The 16,695-nt window shown below is 71.1% G+C and carries 16 protein-coding genes; 13 read left to right on the top strand and 3 right to left on the bottom strand.

What is annotated here, in order from left to right:
* Nucleotides 1–2 precede the first annotated feature (2 nt).
* A complete protein-coding gene (locus Raf01_RS31405) occupies nt 3–1,139 on the bottom strand; it encodes an NADH-quinone oxidoreductase subunit D (protein WP_203921685.1) in 1,137 nt (378 codons plus the stop codon).
* Nucleotides 1,136–2,074 (bottom strand): SAM-dependent methyltransferase, encoded by a 939-nt coding sequence (locus Raf01_RS31400; RefSeq protein ID WP_203921701.1) that lies wholly within the window; start codon nt 2,072–2,074, stop codon nt 1,136–1,138. The genes Raf01_RS31405 and Raf01_RS31400 overlap by 4 nt, the downstream gene beginning before the upstream one ends.
* Before the next feature lie 292 nt (nt 2,075–2,366).
* On the opposite strand from Raf01_RS31400, the gene Raf01_RS31395 reads away from it, so the two are divergent.
* The 11 genes from Raf01_RS31395 to Raf01_RS31345 all read left to right on the top strand — a co-directional run bounded on the left by Raf01_RS31395 (nt 2,367) and on the right by Raf01_RS31345 (nt 13,205).
* Complete coding sequence (locus tag Raf01_RS31395; RefSeq protein WP_203921684.1) at nt 2,367–3,710, top strand: sensor histidine kinase; 1,344 nt, start codon at nt 2,367–2,369, stop codon at nt 3,708–3,710.
* Nucleotides 3,707–4,372, top strand: coding sequence for a response regulator (locus Raf01_RS31390; RefSeq protein ID WP_203921700.1), 666 nt, complete (start codon nt 3,707–3,709; stop codon nt 4,370–4,372). Before Raf01_RS31395 ends, Raf01_RS31390 begins: the two co-directional genes overlap by 4 nt.
* 88 nt (nt 4,373–4,460) lie before the next feature.
* A complete protein-coding gene (locus Raf01_RS31385) occupies nt 4,461–5,519 on the top strand; it encodes a Rossmann-like and DUF2520 domain-containing protein (RefSeq protein WP_203921683.1) in 1,059 nt (352 codons plus the stop codon).
* Nucleotides 5,516–6,427: a pantoate--beta-alanine ligase gene (gene panC, locus Raf01_RS31380; protein ID WP_203921682.1), complete on the top strand. Its 912-nt coding sequence runs from the start codon at nt 5,516–5,518 to the stop codon at nt 6,425–6,427. Before Raf01_RS31385 ends, panC begins: the two co-directional genes overlap by 4 nt.
* Nucleotides 6,428–6,429: 2 nt before the next feature.
* Nucleotides 6,430–6,855 carry an aspartate 1-decarboxylase gene (gene panD, locus Raf01_RS31375; protein WP_203921699.1) on the top strand — a complete coding sequence of 142 codons (426 nt, stop codon included), beginning with the start codon at nt 6,430–6,432 and terminating at the stop codon, nt 6,853–6,855.
* Between the two features lie 109 nt (nt 6,856–6,964).
* Entirely contained in the window at nt 6,965–7,891 is a 927-nt protein-coding gene (locus Raf01_RS31370) for a septum formation family protein (RefSeq protein WP_203921681.1), read from the top strand.
* A 65-nt stretch (nt 7,892–7,956) separates the two neighbouring features.
* The gene (locus tag Raf01_RS31365; protein WP_203921680.1) at nt 7,957–8,856 is read left to right on the top strand and encodes a septum formation family protein; all 900 of its coding nucleotides are present in this window, start codon (nt 7,957–7,959) and stop codon (nt 8,854–8,856) included.
* A gap of 35 nt (nt 8,857–8,891) precedes the next feature.
* Complete coding sequence (locus Raf01_RS31360) at nt 8,892–9,752, top strand: septum formation family protein (protein WP_203921679.1); 861 nt, start codon at nt 8,892–8,894, stop codon at nt 9,750–9,752.
* A 22-nt stretch (nt 9,753–9,774) separates the two neighbouring features.
* Complete coding sequence (locus Raf01_RS31355) at nt 9,775–11,475, top strand: L-aspartate oxidase (protein WP_203921698.1); 1,701 nt, start codon at nt 9,775–9,777, stop codon at nt 11,473–11,475.
* Nucleotides 11,472–12,410 (top strand): carboxylating nicotinate-nucleotide diphosphorylase, encoded by a 939-nt coding sequence (gene nadC / locus Raf01_RS31350; RefSeq protein ID WP_203921678.1) that lies wholly within the window; start codon nt 11,472–11,474, stop codon nt 12,408–12,410. The genes Raf01_RS31355 and nadC overlap by 4 nt, the downstream gene beginning before the upstream one ends.
* A gap of 36 nt (nt 12,411–12,446) precedes the next feature.
* Nucleotides 12,447–13,205: a type III pantothenate kinase gene (locus Raf01_RS31345; protein WP_203921677.1), complete on the top strand. Its 759-nt coding sequence runs from the start codon at nt 12,447–12,449 to the stop codon at nt 13,203–13,205.
* A 27-nt stretch (nt 13,206–13,232) separates the two neighbouring features.
* Here the strand turns inward: Raf01_RS31345 and Raf01_RS31340 are convergent, their stop codons facing one another.
* On the bottom strand, nt 13,233–13,985 hold the full coding sequence (locus Raf01_RS31340) for a class I SAM-dependent methyltransferase (RefSeq protein WP_203921676.1): 753 nt from the start codon (nt 13,983–13,985) through the stop codon (nt 13,233–13,235).
* A 168-nt stretch (nt 13,986–14,153) separates the two neighbouring features.
* Between Raf01_RS31340 and lysS the strand changes: the two genes are divergently transcribed.
* Nucleotides 14,154–15,608 (top strand): lysine--tRNA ligase, encoded by a 1,455-nt coding sequence (gene lysS, locus Raf01_RS31335; RefSeq protein WP_203921697.1) that lies wholly within the window; start codon nt 14,154–14,156, stop codon nt 15,606–15,608.
* Between the two features lie 88 nt (nt 15,609–15,696).
* A complete protein-coding gene (locus Raf01_RS31330) occupies nt 15,697–16,050 on the top strand; it encodes a histone-like nucleoid-structuring protein Lsr2 (RefSeq protein ID WP_203921675.1) in 354 nt (117 codons plus the stop codon).
* Nucleotides 16,051–16,695 lie beyond the last annotated feature (645 nt).

The raw sequence follows: 16,695 nt of genomic DNA, 5'->3' as shown, positions 1-16,695 counted from the left end.
GATCACTTGTCGATGTCGCCGACCACGAAGAACATCGAGCCGAGGATGGCGATCAGGTCCGGTACCAGGCAACCGGGCAGCAGCGTGGACAGCGCCTGCACGTTCGCGTACGACGCGGTACGCAGCTTCATCCGCCACGGTGTCTTCTCGCCCCGCGACACCAGGTAGTACCCGTTGATGCCGAGCGGGTTCTCGGTCCACGCGTAGGTGTGCCCCTCCGGCGCCTTGACCACCTTCGGGAGCCGCACGTTGACCGGACCGGATATCTGATCGACCCGCTCGAGGCAGGTCTCCGCGAGGTCGAGGGAGACGAAGACCTGGTCCAGCAGGCACTCGAACCGGGCGTGGCAGTCGCCCTCCTGGCGGGTCACCACCGGTACCGACAGGGATCCGTAGGCCAGGTACGGCTCGTCCCGGCGCAGGTCGAAGTCCAGCCCGGAGGCGCGGGCCACCGGCCCGGAGGCGCCGTACGCGGCGGCCTGCTCCGCGGTGAGCACACCCACCCCGACGGTACGGGCGAGGAAGATCTCGTTGCGCCGGATCAGGTTGTCCAGGTCGGGCAGCCGCCGGCGCACTTCGCCGATCGCGGCCCGGGCGCGCCGGGTCCAGCCCGCCGGCACCTCCTCCTTCAGCCCACCGACCCGGTTGAACATGTAGTGCATCCGGCCACCGGAGACCTCCTCCATGATCGTCTGGAGAGTCTCCCGTTCCCGGAACGCGTAGAAGACCGGCGTGATGGCGCCGATCTCCAGCGGGTACGAGCCGAGGAACATCAGGTGGTTGAGTACCCGGTTCAGTTCGGCGAGCGCGGTACGCAGCCACACCGCCCGCTCCGGTACCTCGATGCCCATCAGCCGCTCGACGGCCAGCGCCACACCCAGCTCGTTGGCGAACGCGGACAGCCAGTCGTGCCGGTTGGCCAGCACGATGATCTGCCGGTAGTCGCGGACCTCGAAGAGCTTCTCCGCGCCCCGGTGCATGTACCCGATGATCGGCTCGCAGGAGATCACCCGCTCGCCGTCGAGCACCAGCTTCAGTCGCAGTACCCCGTGCGTCGACGGGTGTTGTGGCCCGATGTTGAGCACCATGTCCGCGGTGTCCAGGCCGGTACCGGTTCCGACAACCACCTCGCGGGTCATGGTTCGAATGGTACGGGCACACCGACCGGGGACAGCAGCCAGAAGTGGCTGCCCAGGCCGGCCGGATCGGTCAACTCGGCCGCCTGGCCGGCCCGGGCCAGTGCGCGCAGGTACCCGGTCGGGTCGGTGGAGGCGAGAGCGAGGGGCGGTCGGGCGCCGGACACGCCGAGCCGGCGCAGCGCGTCCCGCTGGGTGATCAGCGTGGCGGTGCCGGGCGTGGCGGCCGCCAGCGCGTCGACCGCCACGTGGGCGGTGAGGTCGCACGACCCGTCCGGTACCGGGTGCACCTGCCGCCCCGCGCGGAAGCCGGTGAGGGTACCGAGCGGTGGCCGCTCCGCCGCCAGGTGCCCGTAGTCCACCGTGAGCGCCCACCCATGCTCCACAGTGGACATCGCGGCCCGCCAGGCGTCCTCCCGCGGTACGCCGATCTCGGCCCGGTGCCCGGGAGCCAGTGGCCACCAGCGATCCAGCCACTCGGCATCCACATCGGACACCGGATCGCCGAGCGAGTCGTCGACCTCGACGTAGCGCGCCACCCCGGTGCCGTCCAACTCGGCCAGGTCCACCGGTACGTTGTCCAGCCACTCGGTCGCGATCAGCAGCCCGCGGACCCCCGCCGGTACGGTGGCCGACCAGCTCACGGCGGGCGGCAGGTCGGCCGGTCGGGGCGCCAACTCCACCGCGGTCAGCCGGAGACGCTCGCGGAGCCCGTCGGGGACCGTCTCGGCCAGCGCCCGCAGCAGTTCACCCCGGCCCGCGCCGACGTCGACCACGTCCAGCGCGTCGGGCGTGCCCATCGCCTCATCGAGCCGGCTCAGCAGCCCGGCCAGCGCGCCGGCGAACAGCGGCGACGCGTGCACGCTGGTGCGGAAATGGTCGGCGGGGCGGTTCGCGGACACGAAGAAGCCGTCCGGCCCGTAGAGGGCCCGCTCCATCGCCTGCCGCCAGCGCACCCGACGAAATCTACCCAGGTCCCGTCCCGCCGGTCACTCGCCGGCCCGGCGACCGGTCTGGGCCGTCACGTGGCGCCAGATCCACAAGCCAGAGCGGCGCCACACGCGCCGAGCCAGGCCGGTTGGGAGCCGCGGGCCCAGCCGCCCGGTGGCGCCTCGGCTCAACAAAGATCGGCGGGACAGGCCCCGCATCCTTCTCAGGGAGGACGCCCCTCGCGCCGATGTCGTACCGCGGTCGGGCGGCGTCCGGGCTGCCGGCGGATACCCTCGGTGCATGGCCAGCCCGCCCGTGACCCGTCGCTTGCGGCTGGCCGCGCGGGACGCCGGCCGGGTGCCGCGCTTGTACCGGTGGCCGGTGGCCGGGGTGGCGTCGTGGATCTCGTCGCGCCAGGCGTCGTTCGACATCATGGTCGCGGCGATCGTCGCGTTCACCGCGCTCTGGCAGCCCTTCAACGTCCGGGTGGGCCCCAGGGTCCGGTTGATCGGGCTGGGCATGGCCGTCGCCCTGCTGGGCCGCCGCCGGTACCCGCTGGTGGTGATGGCCCTGGTCAGCCTCGGCGGGCTGCTCCAGGTGCTGCTGTACTCGCCCTGGCATGATCCACAGCTGTACGACATCGCCGTCCTGATCGCGATGTACTCCGTCGTCAAGTACGGGCGGCGGCTCTGGCACGGGCTGCTCGCCGCGGTACCGGTGGTGATCGGCTGCGGAATCGAGCTGGAACGGCACATCAACGCCGCGCCGGACCTCCCGCGCCTCGCCCGGCTGTGGGTCGAGGAGAGTGCCTTTCTCATGGCGGTCTGCGTCGCGGTGTGGCTCAGCGCGTACACGGTGCGGACCCGGCGGCTCTACGTGGCCGGCCTGGAGGAGCGAGCGGCGACCGCGGAGCGGGAGCGCGACCACCTGGCCCGGATCGCGGTCGCCACCGAGCGGGCGTCCATCGCCCGGGAACTGCACGATGTCGTCGCGCACAGCATGGCAGTCATGATCGTGCAGGCGGACGGTGCCACGTACACGCTGGACGCCGATCCGGACCGGGCGAAGGCCGCGATCAAGCAGGTCGCGTCGACCGGCCGTGACGCGCTGGAGGACATGCGCCGGTTGGTCGGCGTGCTGCGCGGCGGCGACGAGGAGACCGACCCGGCGGCGGACCGGCGCCGGGTCGGCCTGGACCAGCTCGGCGCCCTGGTGGATCGGGCGCGCTCGGCCGGGCTGCGGGTCACCCTGACCGAGAGCGGCGAGCGGCCGGAGCTGCCGCCCTCGGCGGAGCTGACGGTGTACCGGATCGTCCAGGAGGCGTTGACCAACGTTCTGCGTCACGCCGGACTGTCCGCGGCCGTGGACCTGGCGCTGCGGTACCGGCCGGACGCGGTGCTGATCGACGTCGACGACGACGGCGGAGCCGCCGCGACCGGGCACGACTCCGGGGACGGCTCGGGCCGGCACGGTTCCGAGGGCGGTTCGGGCGGATATGGCTCCGACGGCGGCTCCGGCCGTTACGGGGAGGGGCACGGGCTGGTGGGGATGCGCGAGCGGGTCGCCGTACACGGCGGGACCTTCGAGGCCGGGCCGAAGCTCAGCGGCGGCTGGCGGGTCCATGCGGAGGTGCCGTGGACGTGATCCGGGTGGTCATCGTCGACGACCAGTCGTTGGTCCGCGCCGGATTCCGGATGGTGCTCGCATCCCAGCCGGACATCGAGGTGGTCGGCGAGGCCGGCGACGGCGTGGAGGCGCTGCGGCTGCTCACTGGTGTGCGGGCCGACGTCGTGGTGATGGACATCCGCATGCCGGTCATGGACGGAGTGGAGGCGACCCGCCGGCTGTGCGGCGGCGAGCGGGACGGCGGTACGCCACGGGTACTCGTGCTGACCACGTTCGACACCGATGCCGACGCGTTCGCCGCGCTGCAGGCCGGGGCAAGCGGCTTCCTGCTCAAGAACGTGCCGCCCGAGGATCTGCTGTCCGCGATCCGGGTGGTGGCCGGCGGTGAGGCGGTCGTCGCGCCGCGGATCACCCGGCGGCTGCTCGACCGGTTCGCCGGCCAGTTGGCGCCGCGGCCGGGCGATGCCGGGCGGTTGGCGCAACTGACCGACCGGGAGCGCGAGGTGCTGCTGCTGGTCGCGCAGGGGATGTCCAACGTGGAGATCGCCGAGCGGTTGTACGTGGCGGAGACCACGGTCAAGACGCACGTCGGGCGGATCCTCACCAAGCTCGGGCTGCGCGACCGGGTACAGGCGGTGGTGCTCGCGTACGAGGCGGGGCTGGTCCGGCCCGGCCAGTGAAGATCCCCACACGTCCTGGGTGGGGTTCGGCGTATCGGCGCATACTGGCCATCGACCGGTACCCCACCTTCGAGGACTGGATCAGATCATGGGCGCATCGACGCGCGTAAAGACCGTCGGCATCGTCGGAGCCGGACGGGTAGGTTCCGCCCTGGGTGCGGCGCTCGCCAGTGCCGGGTACGACATCATCGGCGCCTCCGGCCGTTCGGCCGCCGCCCAGGCTCACATCGAAGACCTTCTCCCGGGTACGCCGCGCCTCCGCCCTGCCGACGTCGTCGCCGGGGCCGAGCTGGTGATCTTCGCGGTACCCGATGACGTTCTCGCCCCGCTGATCGCGCACCTGGCCGAGTCCGGCGCCTTCCGCAGGCCGGGCGAGCGCGGGCCAGACGAGCGCAGGCCGGGCGAGCGCCGGCCGAGAGAGCGCAGGCCAGACGACAGCAGGCCAGACGAGCTCGGCCCGGGCGAGCACCAGCGGGGCCCGCAGGTCGTGGCTCACACCAGCGGCGCGCACGGAGTCGGTGTGCTGCATCCGGCCGTGGCCCAGGGCGCCCGACCGCTGGCGCTCCACCCCGCGATGACCTTCACCGGGCGCACCGACGACCTGGCGCGGCTGAAGGCCGGCATCTCGTTCGGGGTGACCGCTCCGGCGGATGTCCGGCCGCTAGCCGAGACGCTGGTACGGGACCTCGGCGGTACCCCCGAATGGATCCCCGAGCAGAGCCGCGCGCTGTACCACACCGCTCTGGCGCACGGGGCGAACCACCTGGTCACGCTCGTCAACGACGCCCTGGACCGGCTGCGTGACGCGGGCGTACGCCACCCCGAGCGGGTACTCGACCCGCTGCTGCACGCCGCCCTCGACAACGCCCTGCAGCTGGGCGACGCGGCGCTGACCGGCCCGGTGTCGCGCGGCGACGCCGGTACCGTGTCCCGGCACCTGGACGTGCTGGCCTCCACCGCGCCCGACGCCCTGCCCGCGTACCTCGCGCTGGCCAGGCGCACCGCGGACCGGGCGATCGCGGCCGGCCGGCTCGGCGGAGCCGAGGCCGCCCCGCTGCTCGACGCGCTGGCCGACGCCGGGTACCGCAGCGACGACGTACCCGCGCCCGGAACGGCCGGCCGCGGCGGAAAGGAGCCAGTCGCATGATCGTCGCGACCACCCGCGATGAGCTGGCCGATGCCCGGGCGAAGCTGAGTGGCACCGTCGGCGTGGTGATGACCATGGGCGCTCTGCACGACGGCCACGAGGCACTGATCCGGGCCGCCGCCGAGCAGGCCGACAAGGTGCTGGTCACCATCTTCGTCAACCCGCTGCAGTTCGGCCCGAACGAGGATCTGGACCGGTACCCGCGGACGCTCGACGACGACCTCGCGATCTGCGCCCGCAACGGGGTGGACGTGGTCTTCGCGCCTCCGGTCGAGCAGATGTACCCGCACGGCGAGCCCACGGTACGGGTCAACCCCGGTCCGCTCGGCGAGATCCTGGAGGGCGCGAGCCGGCCCGGGTTCTTCCACGGCGTACTGACCGTGGTGCTCAAGCTGCTGCACCTGACCCGGCCGGACCTCGCGTTCTTCGGGGAGAAGGACTACCAGCAACTGACGCTGGTACGGCGGATGGTGCGCGATACCGACCTGCCGGTACGGATCGTCGGCGTGCCCACTGTCCGGGAGCCGGACGGGCTGGCCCGCTCCAGCCGGAACCGGTACCTCGACCCGGCCGGGCGCGAGGCCGCGCTGGCCCTGTCGGCCGCGCTAGCCGCTGGGGTGCGCGCGGGCGCCGGCAACGGAGATGCGGCAGCCGGCGGCCGGGACGCGGCCGACGGCAACCGAGGCGCGGCCGGCGACGGAGAGAAGGCCGGCGGCGACAGGGAGAAGGCCGCCATCGTGCTGGCCGCCGCCCGGGCCGCGCTCGGCTCCCGCGTCGAACTCGACTACCTCGTGGTGACCGATCCCGAGCTCGGCCCCGCTCCCCGCGGCGGACCCGCGCGGCTGCTGATCGCCGCGCGGGTGGGCAGCACCCGACTCATCGACAACACCGCTCTGGAGATCGGGTGACCATGCTCCGCACCATGCTCAAGTCGAAGATTCACCGCGCCACCGTGACCCAGGCCGACCTGCACTACGTCGGCTCGGTCACCGTCGACGAGGACCTGATGGACGCGGCCGACCTGCTCGCCGGCGAGCAGGTGGCGATCGTGGACGTGACCAACGGCGCCCGCCTGGAGACGTACGTCATCCCGGGCGAGCGGGGCTCCGGCGTCATCGGCATCAACGGCGCGGCGGCCCACCTGGTGCACCCGGGCGACCTGGTCATCCTCATCTCGTACGGGCAGCTGGACGACGCGCTGGCCCGCACGTACCGTCCGCGGATCGTGCACGTGAACGCCTCGAACCGGGTCATCGAGTTGGGCAGTGACCCGGCCGAGGCGGTACCGGGCATGGTCGGCGAGCCGACTCGCGGCGACGCGGTGACGATCGGCTGACCTTCCGCGCTCCCACCGGACAGGGCTCAGTCCCGGCTGATCGGGCCATTGTGGGCCGGCCCCGGATCCTCTTAGGCTGCGCTGCCTGCGTTGACGGGGAGGGCAGCTCATGCGGCGTGCATGGCGTTCCGGTGGCCTGGTCGCCGCCATCGTTCTGATCGGCGTCGCGGGGCTGGCCGGCTGCGCGTCGCCCGCCGGGGTCGACGGAAACCTGACCAACGGGTGGCCGGCGATGCCGAAGGCGAAGGTCGCGGTCCCGGTGGCCGCCGTCTGCTACGACAGCGTGCTCGACGGCGACACTTGGTACGGCGACTTCAACACCGTGCCGTGCACCGGCGACCACGGGGAAGAGACAGTGTTCGTCGGCACCTTCACGGGTTCGGCCGGCAACCGGTCGACACCGCCGGCATCGGACAGCCAGGACCGGCGCGACGCGTACGCCCAGTGCCTCAAGGGCGCCGCCAACTATCTCGGCGGTGACTACCACCTCGGCCTGTTCGAGCTGGGCCTGGTGCTGCCCAGCTCGAACGCATGGACCGGCGGGGCGCGCTGGTACCGGTGTGACATCGTCCGGTACTCCGACGCCAACGAGACGGATGTCGCGCGTACCGGCAGCGTGAAGGACGGCCTGCGGGGCAAGCGGCCGCTCGCGTTCACCTGCTCGACGGTCACCGACGACGGCAAGGGTTCGATCACCGACCAGCAGGTGACCGACTGCGCCAAGCCGCACAACGCCGAGGTCGCCGGCCTGTATACGCCGCCGAACGTCCCATGGCCGGCCGACCAGAAGACTCGCCAGAACACGTACGACAGCGGCTGTGAGGCCGTGGTGGCGAAGTTCCTCGGCCTCAGCGGGCGCGTGGTGGCCAGCAACTACATGGGCTGGATGACTAGCGGGCCCTCGGAGGACCAGTGGAAGCTCGGCGACCGCACGGTGGTGTGTTCCGCGCTGGGCTTCAAGGGCGAGTCCCCGAACGGCGCGCGGTTCGTCGGCAGCGTGAAGGGGCTGAAGGACAAAGCGCCGAAGTGGTCCTGACCGGCACCGGGCTTATCGGAGCGCGTCGGGCGGAGCAGGTCGGGCGGAGCGGCAGGAGGAGACGCATGCGTCGCTGGGTCGCGCTGGCCGCCGGTCTCGCGGTGGTGGCAGCGCTGTCCGGCTGCGCGAAACCGTCCGGGGTCGACGGTGACCTGACCAACGGCTGGCCGGCGATGCCCAGGGCGAAGGTCCAGGTACCGGTCGCCGGCGCCTGTTACGTGTGGCCGTACGCGAAGGTCTGGCGCGGTGACTTCGATCCGGTGGACTGCGCAACCCGCAAGCACCAGACCGAGACGGCGTACGTCGGCACGTTCACCGGCGCCGACGCCGCCCGTTCCCAACCGCCCGCCGACGGCAGCCCGCTCCTGCCGAACCTGTACGCGCAGTGCCAGAAGGGCGCGTCCGACTACCTGGGCGGCGACTGGCACGCCGCGATGGTGTTCCTGGGCCTGGTGCTGCCCAGCGGCGAAGCCTGGGCCGGCGGCGCTCGGTGGTTCCGCTGCGACCTGGTGCACCTCACCGATCCCGACGGCACCGAGGTCGTCCAGGACGGGACGCTCAAGGGTGACCTGTCCGGTCCCCGTACCGCCGCCTACGGCTGCCTGACGGTGGACACCGACAACCAGCGCAACGTCCTGTCCGAGCGGCCGATCGACTGCGCCCAGCCGCATGCCGCCGAGTTCGCCGGCACCTTCACCGCACCGAACGTCCCCTGGCCCAGCACCGCCGCGGCCCGGGAGAGGCTGGGGGACAACGGCTGCGTGGAAGTGGTCGCGAAGTTCCTCGGGTTCGCCAACTCCGACCAGTGGGACAACCCGGCGGTCGGCTGGTGGGAGCAGTCCTTCGACGAGGACCAGTGGAACCTCGGCGACCGTACCGTGCAGTGCTTTGCCTACGCGTTCACCAAGAGCGGACACTTCACCGGCAGCGTCAAGGGCATCCGCGGCAAGACCCCGAAGGGCTGACCGGGTCGCGGACCCGGCAGGTGGGAGGTAGGGAGATGTCTCGGCGCGTCCTGGGCCTGATCGGCGCGATCGTGGTGGTACTGCTGGCGATCGGCGGCATCGCGTGGGCGCTCAACCGGCCCGACCCGGTACCGGACAGGCCGCCGGCCGGTGCGCCCGCGGTCGGCTCGTGCTGGCAGGTGGACCCCGCCGCGGCGCGCGGCACGTTCCCCTGGCCGGGTACGGCGGCTCCGTGCACGGCCGGGCACACCGCCGAGGTGTACCACGTCGGGCAGGTCGACCACGACCTGATCGTGCGGGGCCGCAAGGGCGGCACCGACGGGAAGGTGGCGAACAACCTCATGCTGGCCGAGGTGCGCCGGGCCTGCGGCGGATTCGCCTCGACCTACCTGGGCGGCGAGTGGCACAAGGCACAGGTGACTGTGCTCGCGGACTGGATCAGCCCGCAGCGTGACGGGTTCTTCGGCTGTGCGCTGGCGCAGACCGTGGACGCCGCCGGTACCCGGTTCGCCACCCGTACCGCGAGCCTGAAATCGGCGGGCGGGCAGATCGCCGTCGCGTGTGTGGCGCGCGGGGCGGATGGGTCGGCGTACACGGCCTGTGATCAAGAACACGACGGTGAGTTTGTGGGCACTTATACGGTCACCCCGGCGGACGCCCCGTTCGACGCCGCGTCCGTCAAGGACACCGCGAACCGTGGCTGCGGCGAGGTCGTCCGCACCTATCTGGGCCTGTCCAGCAGCGCAAACCGTTCGGATCTGTCGGTCGGCTACGTGGGTCCGACGACCGCGCAGACCTGGCTGGGCAGCGACCAGACGTTCGCCTGTTACGCGTTGTCCAGCGTCGGGCTGCGTGGCTCGATTCGCAGTCTCGGGGCCCGGCCGCTGCCACAATGAACAAGTGGGTTTCAATCGCCAGATGGCGCCGTCCACGTTCAGCTCCTCCGCCGCGACCCTGGCTGACCTGCCGCCCCTGACGGCGCTGCCCGTTCCGCCGGATCTGCCGGCTCTTCCGGTGCGGCTGCCGGCGCCGGAGCCGGGCTGGGTGGAGAACACCGATGTCATCGTGGTCGGCTCCGGGGTGGCCGGGCTGACCGCCGCGCTGCACCTGCGCGAGGCGGGGCTGCACGTCACGGTCGTCACCAAGGTCAACATCGATGACGGCTCGACCCGCTGGGCCCAGGGCGGGATCGCCGCGGTCCTCGACCCGCTGGACACGCCGTCCGCGCACGCCCTGGACACGATCACCGCCGGGGTCGGGCTGTGCGATCCGGCGGCGGTCGACGTGCTGGTCACCGAGGGGCCGACGAGGGTACGGGAGCTGATGCGCTGGGGCGCCGAGTTCGATCGGTACCCGGACGGTTCGCTCATGTTGACCCGGGAGGGCGGGCACCACGCGAACCGGATCGTGCACGCCGGCGGCGACGCGACCGGAGCCGAGGTGCAGCGGGCGCTGCACGCCGCGGTGCACCGCGATCCGTGGATCCGGCTCGTCGAGCATGCGCTCGTCCTGGACCTGCTGACCGACGCGACCGGCCGGGCCTGCGGACTCACCCTGCACGTGCTCGGTGAGGGCACCGAGGACGGGGTCGGCGCGATCCTTGCCCGGGCCGTGGTGCTGGCGACCGGCGGGATGGGCCAGATCTACGCGTCCACCACCAACCCGACGGTGTCCACCGGCGACGGCGTCGCGCTCGCGCTGCGGGCCGGTGCGGCGGTGACCGACCTGGAGTTCGTGCAGTTCCACCCGACGGCATTGTTCGGCCCGTCGTTCGGCGACCAGCAGCCGCTGGTCTCCGAGGCGCTGCGGGGCGAGGGCGCCTACCTGGTCGACGGCGACGGCACCCGGTTCATGGTGGGCCGGCACGAGCTGGCCGAGCTCGCCCCGCGCGACGTGGTGGCCAAGGGCATCTTCCGGCAACTGCGCGCCCGCGGCGACGACCACGTGTACCTCGACGCCCGCCACGTACCCGATCTGGCCCGGCGGTTCCCCACCATCACCGCGTCCTGCCTGGCGGCCGGCATCGATCCGACCGCCGGCCTGATCCCGGTCGCGCCGGCCGCGCACTACGCCTCCGGCGGCGTGCGCACCGACCTGCGTGGCCGCACCTCGATCCCGGGCCTGTACGCGTGCGGCGAAGCCGCCTGTACCGGCGTGCACGGCGCCAACCGGCTGGCGTCCAACTCACTGCTGGAGGGGCTGGTGTTCGCCCGCCGCATCGCCGTCGACGTGGCGGCCGACCTGCCGCCCCAGGCCGATCCGGCGACCGGCGACCGGCCGGAGGGCTTCGTGGTGGACGCGGCCATCCGCCACCCGTTGCAGCGCGCGATGACCGCGAACGCCGGGGTGCTGCGTTCCGCCGAGTCGCTCGCCCGGGGTTCGCGGGCGCTGGTGGAGCTGGGCGGTACCCGGTCGGTTCCGCGCACCGACACCTGGGAGGCGAGCAACCTGCTCACGGTAGCGTCCGCGCTGCTGGCGGCGGCGACCCGTCGTGAGGAGACGCGGGGCTGCCACTGGCGGGAGGACTTCCCGGACGCGTCCGACGACTGGCGCGGACACCTGCTGGCCGCGGTGCACACCGACGGCCGGCTTACCGAGGAATGGGCGGCGACAGCATGAATCAGTCCACAGTGGACGCCCTGGTGGCCGACGGACTCGATGTCGCGGAGGTGCACGACATCGTGCTGCGCGCGCTGGCCGAGGACCTGGGGCCGGACGGACTCGACGTGACCAGCGTGGCCACCATTCCGGCGGAGCAGACCGACACCGCCGAGCTGGTGGCCCGTGCGCCGGGCGTGGTCGCCGGGCTGGCTGTCGCCGCCGCGGTGTTCGACGTCGCCTCGTCCTCGGCGACGCCGGCGCACAGCGGTACGCCGGAGCGGGGCGCGTCCGGCACGGGTACCGCGTCGTTCTCCGCCGCCGTGAAGGACGGCGAGCGGGTGGCCCGCGGCGACATCCTCGCCACGGTCGCCGGTCCGACCCGGGCCCTGCTGACCGCCGAGCGCACCGCGCTGAACCTGATCTGCCGGATGTCCGGCGTCGCTACCCACACCCGAGCCTGGGCCGACGTGCTCGCCGGCACGAAGGCGACCGTCCTGGACACCCGCAAGACGACGCCCGGCCTGCGGATCCTGGACAAGTACGCGGTCCGGGCCGGCGGGGGCGCCAACAAGCGCATGGGCCTGTACGACGTCGCCATGATCAAGGACAACCACAAGCTCGCGGCCGGCTCGCTGACCGCCGCGTACGAGCGGGTCCGCGCCGCCTTCCCGCGGGTACCCATCCAGGTCGAGGTGACCACGGTCGCCGAGGCTCGGGAGGCGGTCGACGCGGGGGCCACGTTCCTGCTCTGCGACAACATGTCGGCCGAGTTGCTGGGCGAGGTCGTCGAGGCGGTGGGCGGCCAGGCCGAACTGGAGGCCACCGGCAACCTGACTCTGGCGGTGGCCGGCCGGTACGCGCAGACCGGGGTGGACTACCTGTCGGTCGGCGGGCTCACCCACTCGTCACCGATCTTGGACATCGCGATGGATCTCCGCTCGCGCAGGGCTTAGGACCGGTGGCCACCGACCGCCGTTAGAGTTTCTGCCGTGCTGCTCTGCATCGACATCGGAAACACCAACACCGTGCTGGCCACGTTCGAGGGCGACAAGCTGGTGCACTCCTGGCGGATCAAGACCGACGCCAGGAACACCGCCGACGAGCTGGGCCTGCACTTCCGGGGGCTGCTCGCCGCGGACAACGTCGAGCTGTCCGGGGTGGCGGCCTGCTCGACGGTACCGGCGGCGTTGCGCTCGCTGCGCGGCATGCTCAGCCGGTACTACGGCGGGCTGCCGACGGTGGTCGTGGAGGCCGGCGTGCGTACCGGCGTGCAGCTGGCCATCGACAACCCGAAGGAGGTCGGCTCCGACCGGGTGGTGAACACGCTGGCGGCATACACCCTCTACGGCGGCCCGTCGATTGTGGTCGACTTCGGTACCACCACAAACTTCGACGTGATCAGCGCCCGGGGCGAGTTCCTCGGCGGCGCGTTCGCGCCCGGCATCGAGATCTCCTTCGACGCTCTCGCGGCGCGGGCGGCCCAGCTGCGCAAGGTGGAGCCGGTGCGGCCGCGATCGGTGATCGGCAAGAACACCGTGGAGTGCCTTCAGTCCGGGATGTACTTCGGCTTCGCCGGTCAGGTGGACCGGATCGTCGAACGGATGACCGAGGAGTTGGGTGAGGTCAAGGCGGTGATCGCCACCGGTGGCCTGGCTCCGCTCGTGATCGGGGAGTGCCGCACCATCACCCATCACGAGCCGATGATCACGCTGATCGGTCTGCGGATGGTGTTCGAGCGGAACACCTGAGCGGAGCTGGCCGGTGGCGGGCCGTCGTCAGTTCCGGACGGCCTTGTAGATCATCGTGAGGTACGGCAGCGGGAACACCTCCGGCAGCCCGGCGGCCAGCTCGCGGATCTGCGTCTCGATCTCGGCCTGCCGCTGCCCGGTCGCGGTCAGGTAGTAGGACCGGGTGGAGACGAGCGCGACCAGCCGGTCCGCCGTCATCGGTACCTCGTGCTGGAAGCCCTTGCTGGCGACCGGTCCGAACTCGGGCCCGAAGTCCGGGTGTTCGAGCAGCCCTTCGTGGGTCCGGTGGTCGCGCGGGTCGTCGAGGATCTCGGTGAGCCGGGCCACCCACGGCACCGAGTCGTCCCGGATGTTCCAGACCGGGGCGAATATGCCGCCGGACCGCAGAACGCGAGCGATCTCCGCGTGCGCCGGCTCGGGATCGAACCAGTGGTATGACTGCCCGGCGACCACCGCGTCGACCGCGCCGTCCTCCAGCGGAATCCGCTCGGCGGATCCTTCCACCGGTACTGCGTCGGGGGTGGTCGTGGCGAGCCGGTCGCGCATGCCAGCGTCCGGCTCGACCGGCAGTACCCGGTGGCCGAGAGCCAGCAGCACCCTGGTCAGGATCCCGGTACCGGCGCCCAGGTCGACCACGTGCCGGGCCGGGGTACCGAGTGCCCAGGTCAGCGCGGCCGGGGGGTAGGTGGGACGGTTGGCGTCGTAGCGTTCGGCGGCCAGCCCGAAGGACAGGGCCTGTGCGGCGGGGTCACGGTCAGACGGCCGTTTGTCAGCGGTCATGGGCAGCCAGGTTAACTCAGAGCCTGCTGGCAAACCTCTGGGCGGCGCAGCCGGTCAGCCGGGTCTGCCAGCGGGCTCTCAAGTGAGGAGCCGGAGTTGACGGCCAGTAGGCTGGGCGCCGTGACCGAAACGCCGACACCGCCGACCGCCGACGACCTTCCCGAGCAGATGAGGGTACGCCGGGAGAAGCGGGCCCGGATCCTCGCCGACGGCGCGCAGCCTTACCCGGTCGGCTTCCCGCGGACCGCCTCGCTGGCCGAAATCCGGAAGCGCTACGCCGACCTGCCGATCGACCAGGCGACCGGCGACCAGGTCAGCGTGACCGGCCGGGTGATCTTCATCCGGAACACCGGCAAGCTCTGCTTCGCGACCCTGCGCGAGGGCGACGGCACCGAGCTGCAGGCCATGCTGTCGCTCGACCGGGTCGGTCCGGAGGCGTTGGAGAGCTGGAAGCGGCTGGTCGACCTCGGCGACCAGGTCGGGGTCACCGGTGAGGTGATCACCAGCCGGCGTGGTGAGCTGTCGGTCCTGGCCGACTCCTGGGCGATGACCGCGAAGGCGCTGCGGCCGCTGCCGGTCGCGCACAAGCCGCTGAGCGAGGAGGCGAGGGTCCGGCAGCGGTACGTCGACCTGATCGTCCACCCGCAGGCGCGGCAGACGGTACGGAGCCGGGCGACCGTGGTACGGAGTCTTCGTGACTCACTGCACAGCCGTGGTTACCTAGAAGTAGAAACTCCGATGCTTCAGTTGTTGCCCGGCGGAGCGGCGGCCCGTCCATTCGTTACACACAGCAATGCGCTGGATGCGGATCTGTATCTGCGAATCGCGCCGGAGTTGTATCTGAAGCGCTGTGTGGTCGGCGGAATCGATCGTGTCTTCGAGATAAACCGCAACTTCCGCAATGAGGGTGTCGACTCCTCCCACTCTCCGGAGTTCGCGATGTTGGAGGCGTACCAGGCGTACGGCGACTACGACACCATGGCCACCCTCACCCGGGAGCTGGTACAGGAGTCGGCCCGGGCGGTGTCCGGTTCACTAGTCGTGACACATCATGACGGCACCGAGTTCGACCTCGGCGGGACTTGGCGCTCCGTGACGTTGTTCGGCGTCCTCTCCGACGCGCTCGGCGAGGAAGTGTCGGTGGAAACGCCGATGGCCACACTTCTGGAATATGCGGCGAAGCATGACCTGGCGGTTGATCCCAAATGGACCCACGGGAAGCTGGTCGAGGAGCTCTTTGAGGCGCTGGTGGTTCCCGGGCTGGTCCAACCGACCTTCGTCCGGGATTTCCCCGAGGACACCACCCCGCTGACCCGGGCGCACCGGGTGACGCCCGGCCTGACCGAGAAGTGGGATCTGTACGTACGGGGCGTCGAGCTGGCCACCGCGTACTCGGAGCTGGTTGATCCGGTGGTGCAACGGGAGCGTTTGGTGGCCCAGTCGCTCATGGCCGCCAAGGGGGATCCAGAGGCGATGCGCCTCGATGAGGATTTCCTCCGGGCCATGGAGTACGGAATGCCACCGGCCGGCGGGATGGGCATGGGTATCGACCGGCTTCTCATGACGCTGACCGGCCTAGGCATTCGGGAGACCATCCTGTTCCCGCTGATCCGTCCCGAGTGATTTCTGCGTTCCTATTGACGGAAAGGCGGCCGTCCGGGTTATTGTTTCCGGGTCGGCATCGGCCGATTATGCGAAGGGAACCTGTACGGTGGCGAGACGGGAAGTTGTCATCCTTGAGGATGATCTGGAAGGCGGCACTGCCGACGAGACCGTGAAGTTCGCTCTCGACGGTGTGCAGTACGAGATTGACCTCTCGAAGAAAAACGCTGCGCGACTGCGGGAATCGTTCTCCGATTTCATCGCACACGGCCGTCGGGTGGGCCGGGGCGGCGTGGTGGTGGGAGGCCGTGCCGCAGCACGTGCGCGGGGCAGCGCGGCGGCCGACCGCGAGCAGAACAAGGCAATCCGTACCTGGGCGAAGCGCAAGGGACGCAATATCTCCGACCGTGGCCGGATCCCGCAGGAGATCGTCGACGAGTACAACGCCGACGCCGGCCGCTGAATCGATCGCACCGACGCAACAGGAGACACCGTGACCGTCTCGGTCGCGGTGTCTCCTGTTCTGTCTCGTGCGTCATTTCCTCTCGCCCTCGACTCTCTTCTCCGTCCTCGTCTCGACGCCCTCGGCCTTCTCTGCCCTCGACCTTCTCTGCCCTCGGCTCGACGGAGCTTTTGACTTGTCGAGCGCCTTTGGCCATCTGTCTGATATGTCCAGATCCGGCCGCCACCGTAGCCGAAGGATTCGCGGATTTCCGCCCGACGGAATGCGGGCGACGTCGGAGGCGTTCCATCCACCTGACGCGGACGGTTCGGTGGCAATGCGCCGGGCGGTACGCGACGCGGGCCGGCTCAGTCCGGTAGGCCGGAGCGGGGGATCTCCCGCCGGCGAGCGTGGGTGGCAGATTTCGCTCTGCGCGTAGCGCTCGGCTGGAACACTCCCCAGGCCGGCTCGGTTGGACTGTGGGACCGAGGTTTAACCGCTGGTACGCGGTGGTTTGTCCGTCCATGGTCAGTTAAGCCGCCAGGGGATAGCGAAGACTCGGCGAGGCCGAGTGTCGGCCAGCGGCGATAGAGTGATAGATGCGGTTAGGCCCATGGGCTTGCGAAGCGGTGCCGCAAGGCACGTGAGGAGATACCTGGAATGTTC

Source organism: Rugosimonospora africana, assembly GCF_016862975.1.
Taxonomy (GTDB): domain Bacteria; phylum Actinomycetota; class Actinomycetes; order Mycobacteriales; family Micromonosporaceae; genus Rugosimonospora; species Rugosimonospora africana.
Note: the sequence above shows the minus strand (reverse complement) of the source record. Positions and strands in the feature narration are given on the sequence as shown.

What these genes read in the sequence shown, in the direction of transcription:
- Raf01_RS31340 (WP_203921676.1), bottom strand. Translation starts at nt 13,985, where the DNA reads ATGACCGCTGACAAACGGCCGTCTGACCGTGACCCCGCCGCACAGGCC.
- Raf01_RS31405 (WP_203921685.1), bottom strand. Translation starts at nt 1,139, where the DNA reads ATGACCCGCGAGGTGGTTGTCGGAACCGGTACCGGCCTGGACACCGCG.
- nadC (WP_203921678.1), top strand. Translation starts at nt 11,472, where the DNA reads ATGAATCAGTCCACAGTGGACGCCCTGGTGGCCGACGGACTCGATGTC.
- Raf01_RS31365 (WP_203921680.1), top strand. Translation starts at nt 7,957, where the DNA reads ATGCGTCGCTGGGTCGCGCTGGCCGCCGGTCTCGCGGTGGTGGCAGCG.
- Raf01_RS31395 (WP_203921684.1), top strand. Translation starts at nt 2,367, where the DNA reads ATGGCCAGCCCGCCCGTGACCCGTCGCTTGCGGCTGGCCGCGCGGGAC.
- Raf01_RS31400 (WP_203921701.1), bottom strand. Translation starts at nt 2,074, where the DNA reads ATGGAGCGGGCCCTCTACGGGCCGGACGGCTTCTTCGTGTCCGCGAAC.
- Raf01_RS31370 (WP_203921681.1), top strand. Translation starts at nt 6,965, where the DNA reads ATGCGGCGTGCATGGCGTTCCGGTGGCCTGGTCGCCGCCATCGTTCTG.
- panD (WP_203921699.1), top strand. Translation starts at nt 6,430, where the DNA reads ATGCTCCGCACCATGCTCAAGTCGAAGATTCACCGCGCCACCGTGACC.
- Raf01_RS31355 (WP_203921698.1), top strand. Translation starts at nt 9,775, where the DNA reads ATGGCGCCGTCCACGTTCAGCTCCTCCGCCGCGACCCTGGCTGACCTG.
- panC (WP_203921682.1), top strand. Translation starts at nt 5,516, where the DNA reads ATGATCGTCGCGACCACCCGCGATGAGCTGGCCGATGCCCGGGCGAAG.
- lysS (WP_203921697.1), top strand. Translation starts at nt 14,154, where the DNA reads ATGAGGGTACGCCGGGAGAAGCGGGCCCGGATCCTCGCCGACGGCGCG.
- Raf01_RS31385 (WP_203921683.1), top strand. Translation starts at nt 4,461, where the DNA reads ATGGGCGCATCGACGCGCGTAAAGACCGTCGGCATCGTCGGAGCCGGA.
- Raf01_RS31360 (WP_203921679.1), top strand. Translation starts at nt 8,892, where the DNA reads ATGTCTCGGCGCGTCCTGGGCCTGATCGGCGCGATCGTGGTGGTACTG.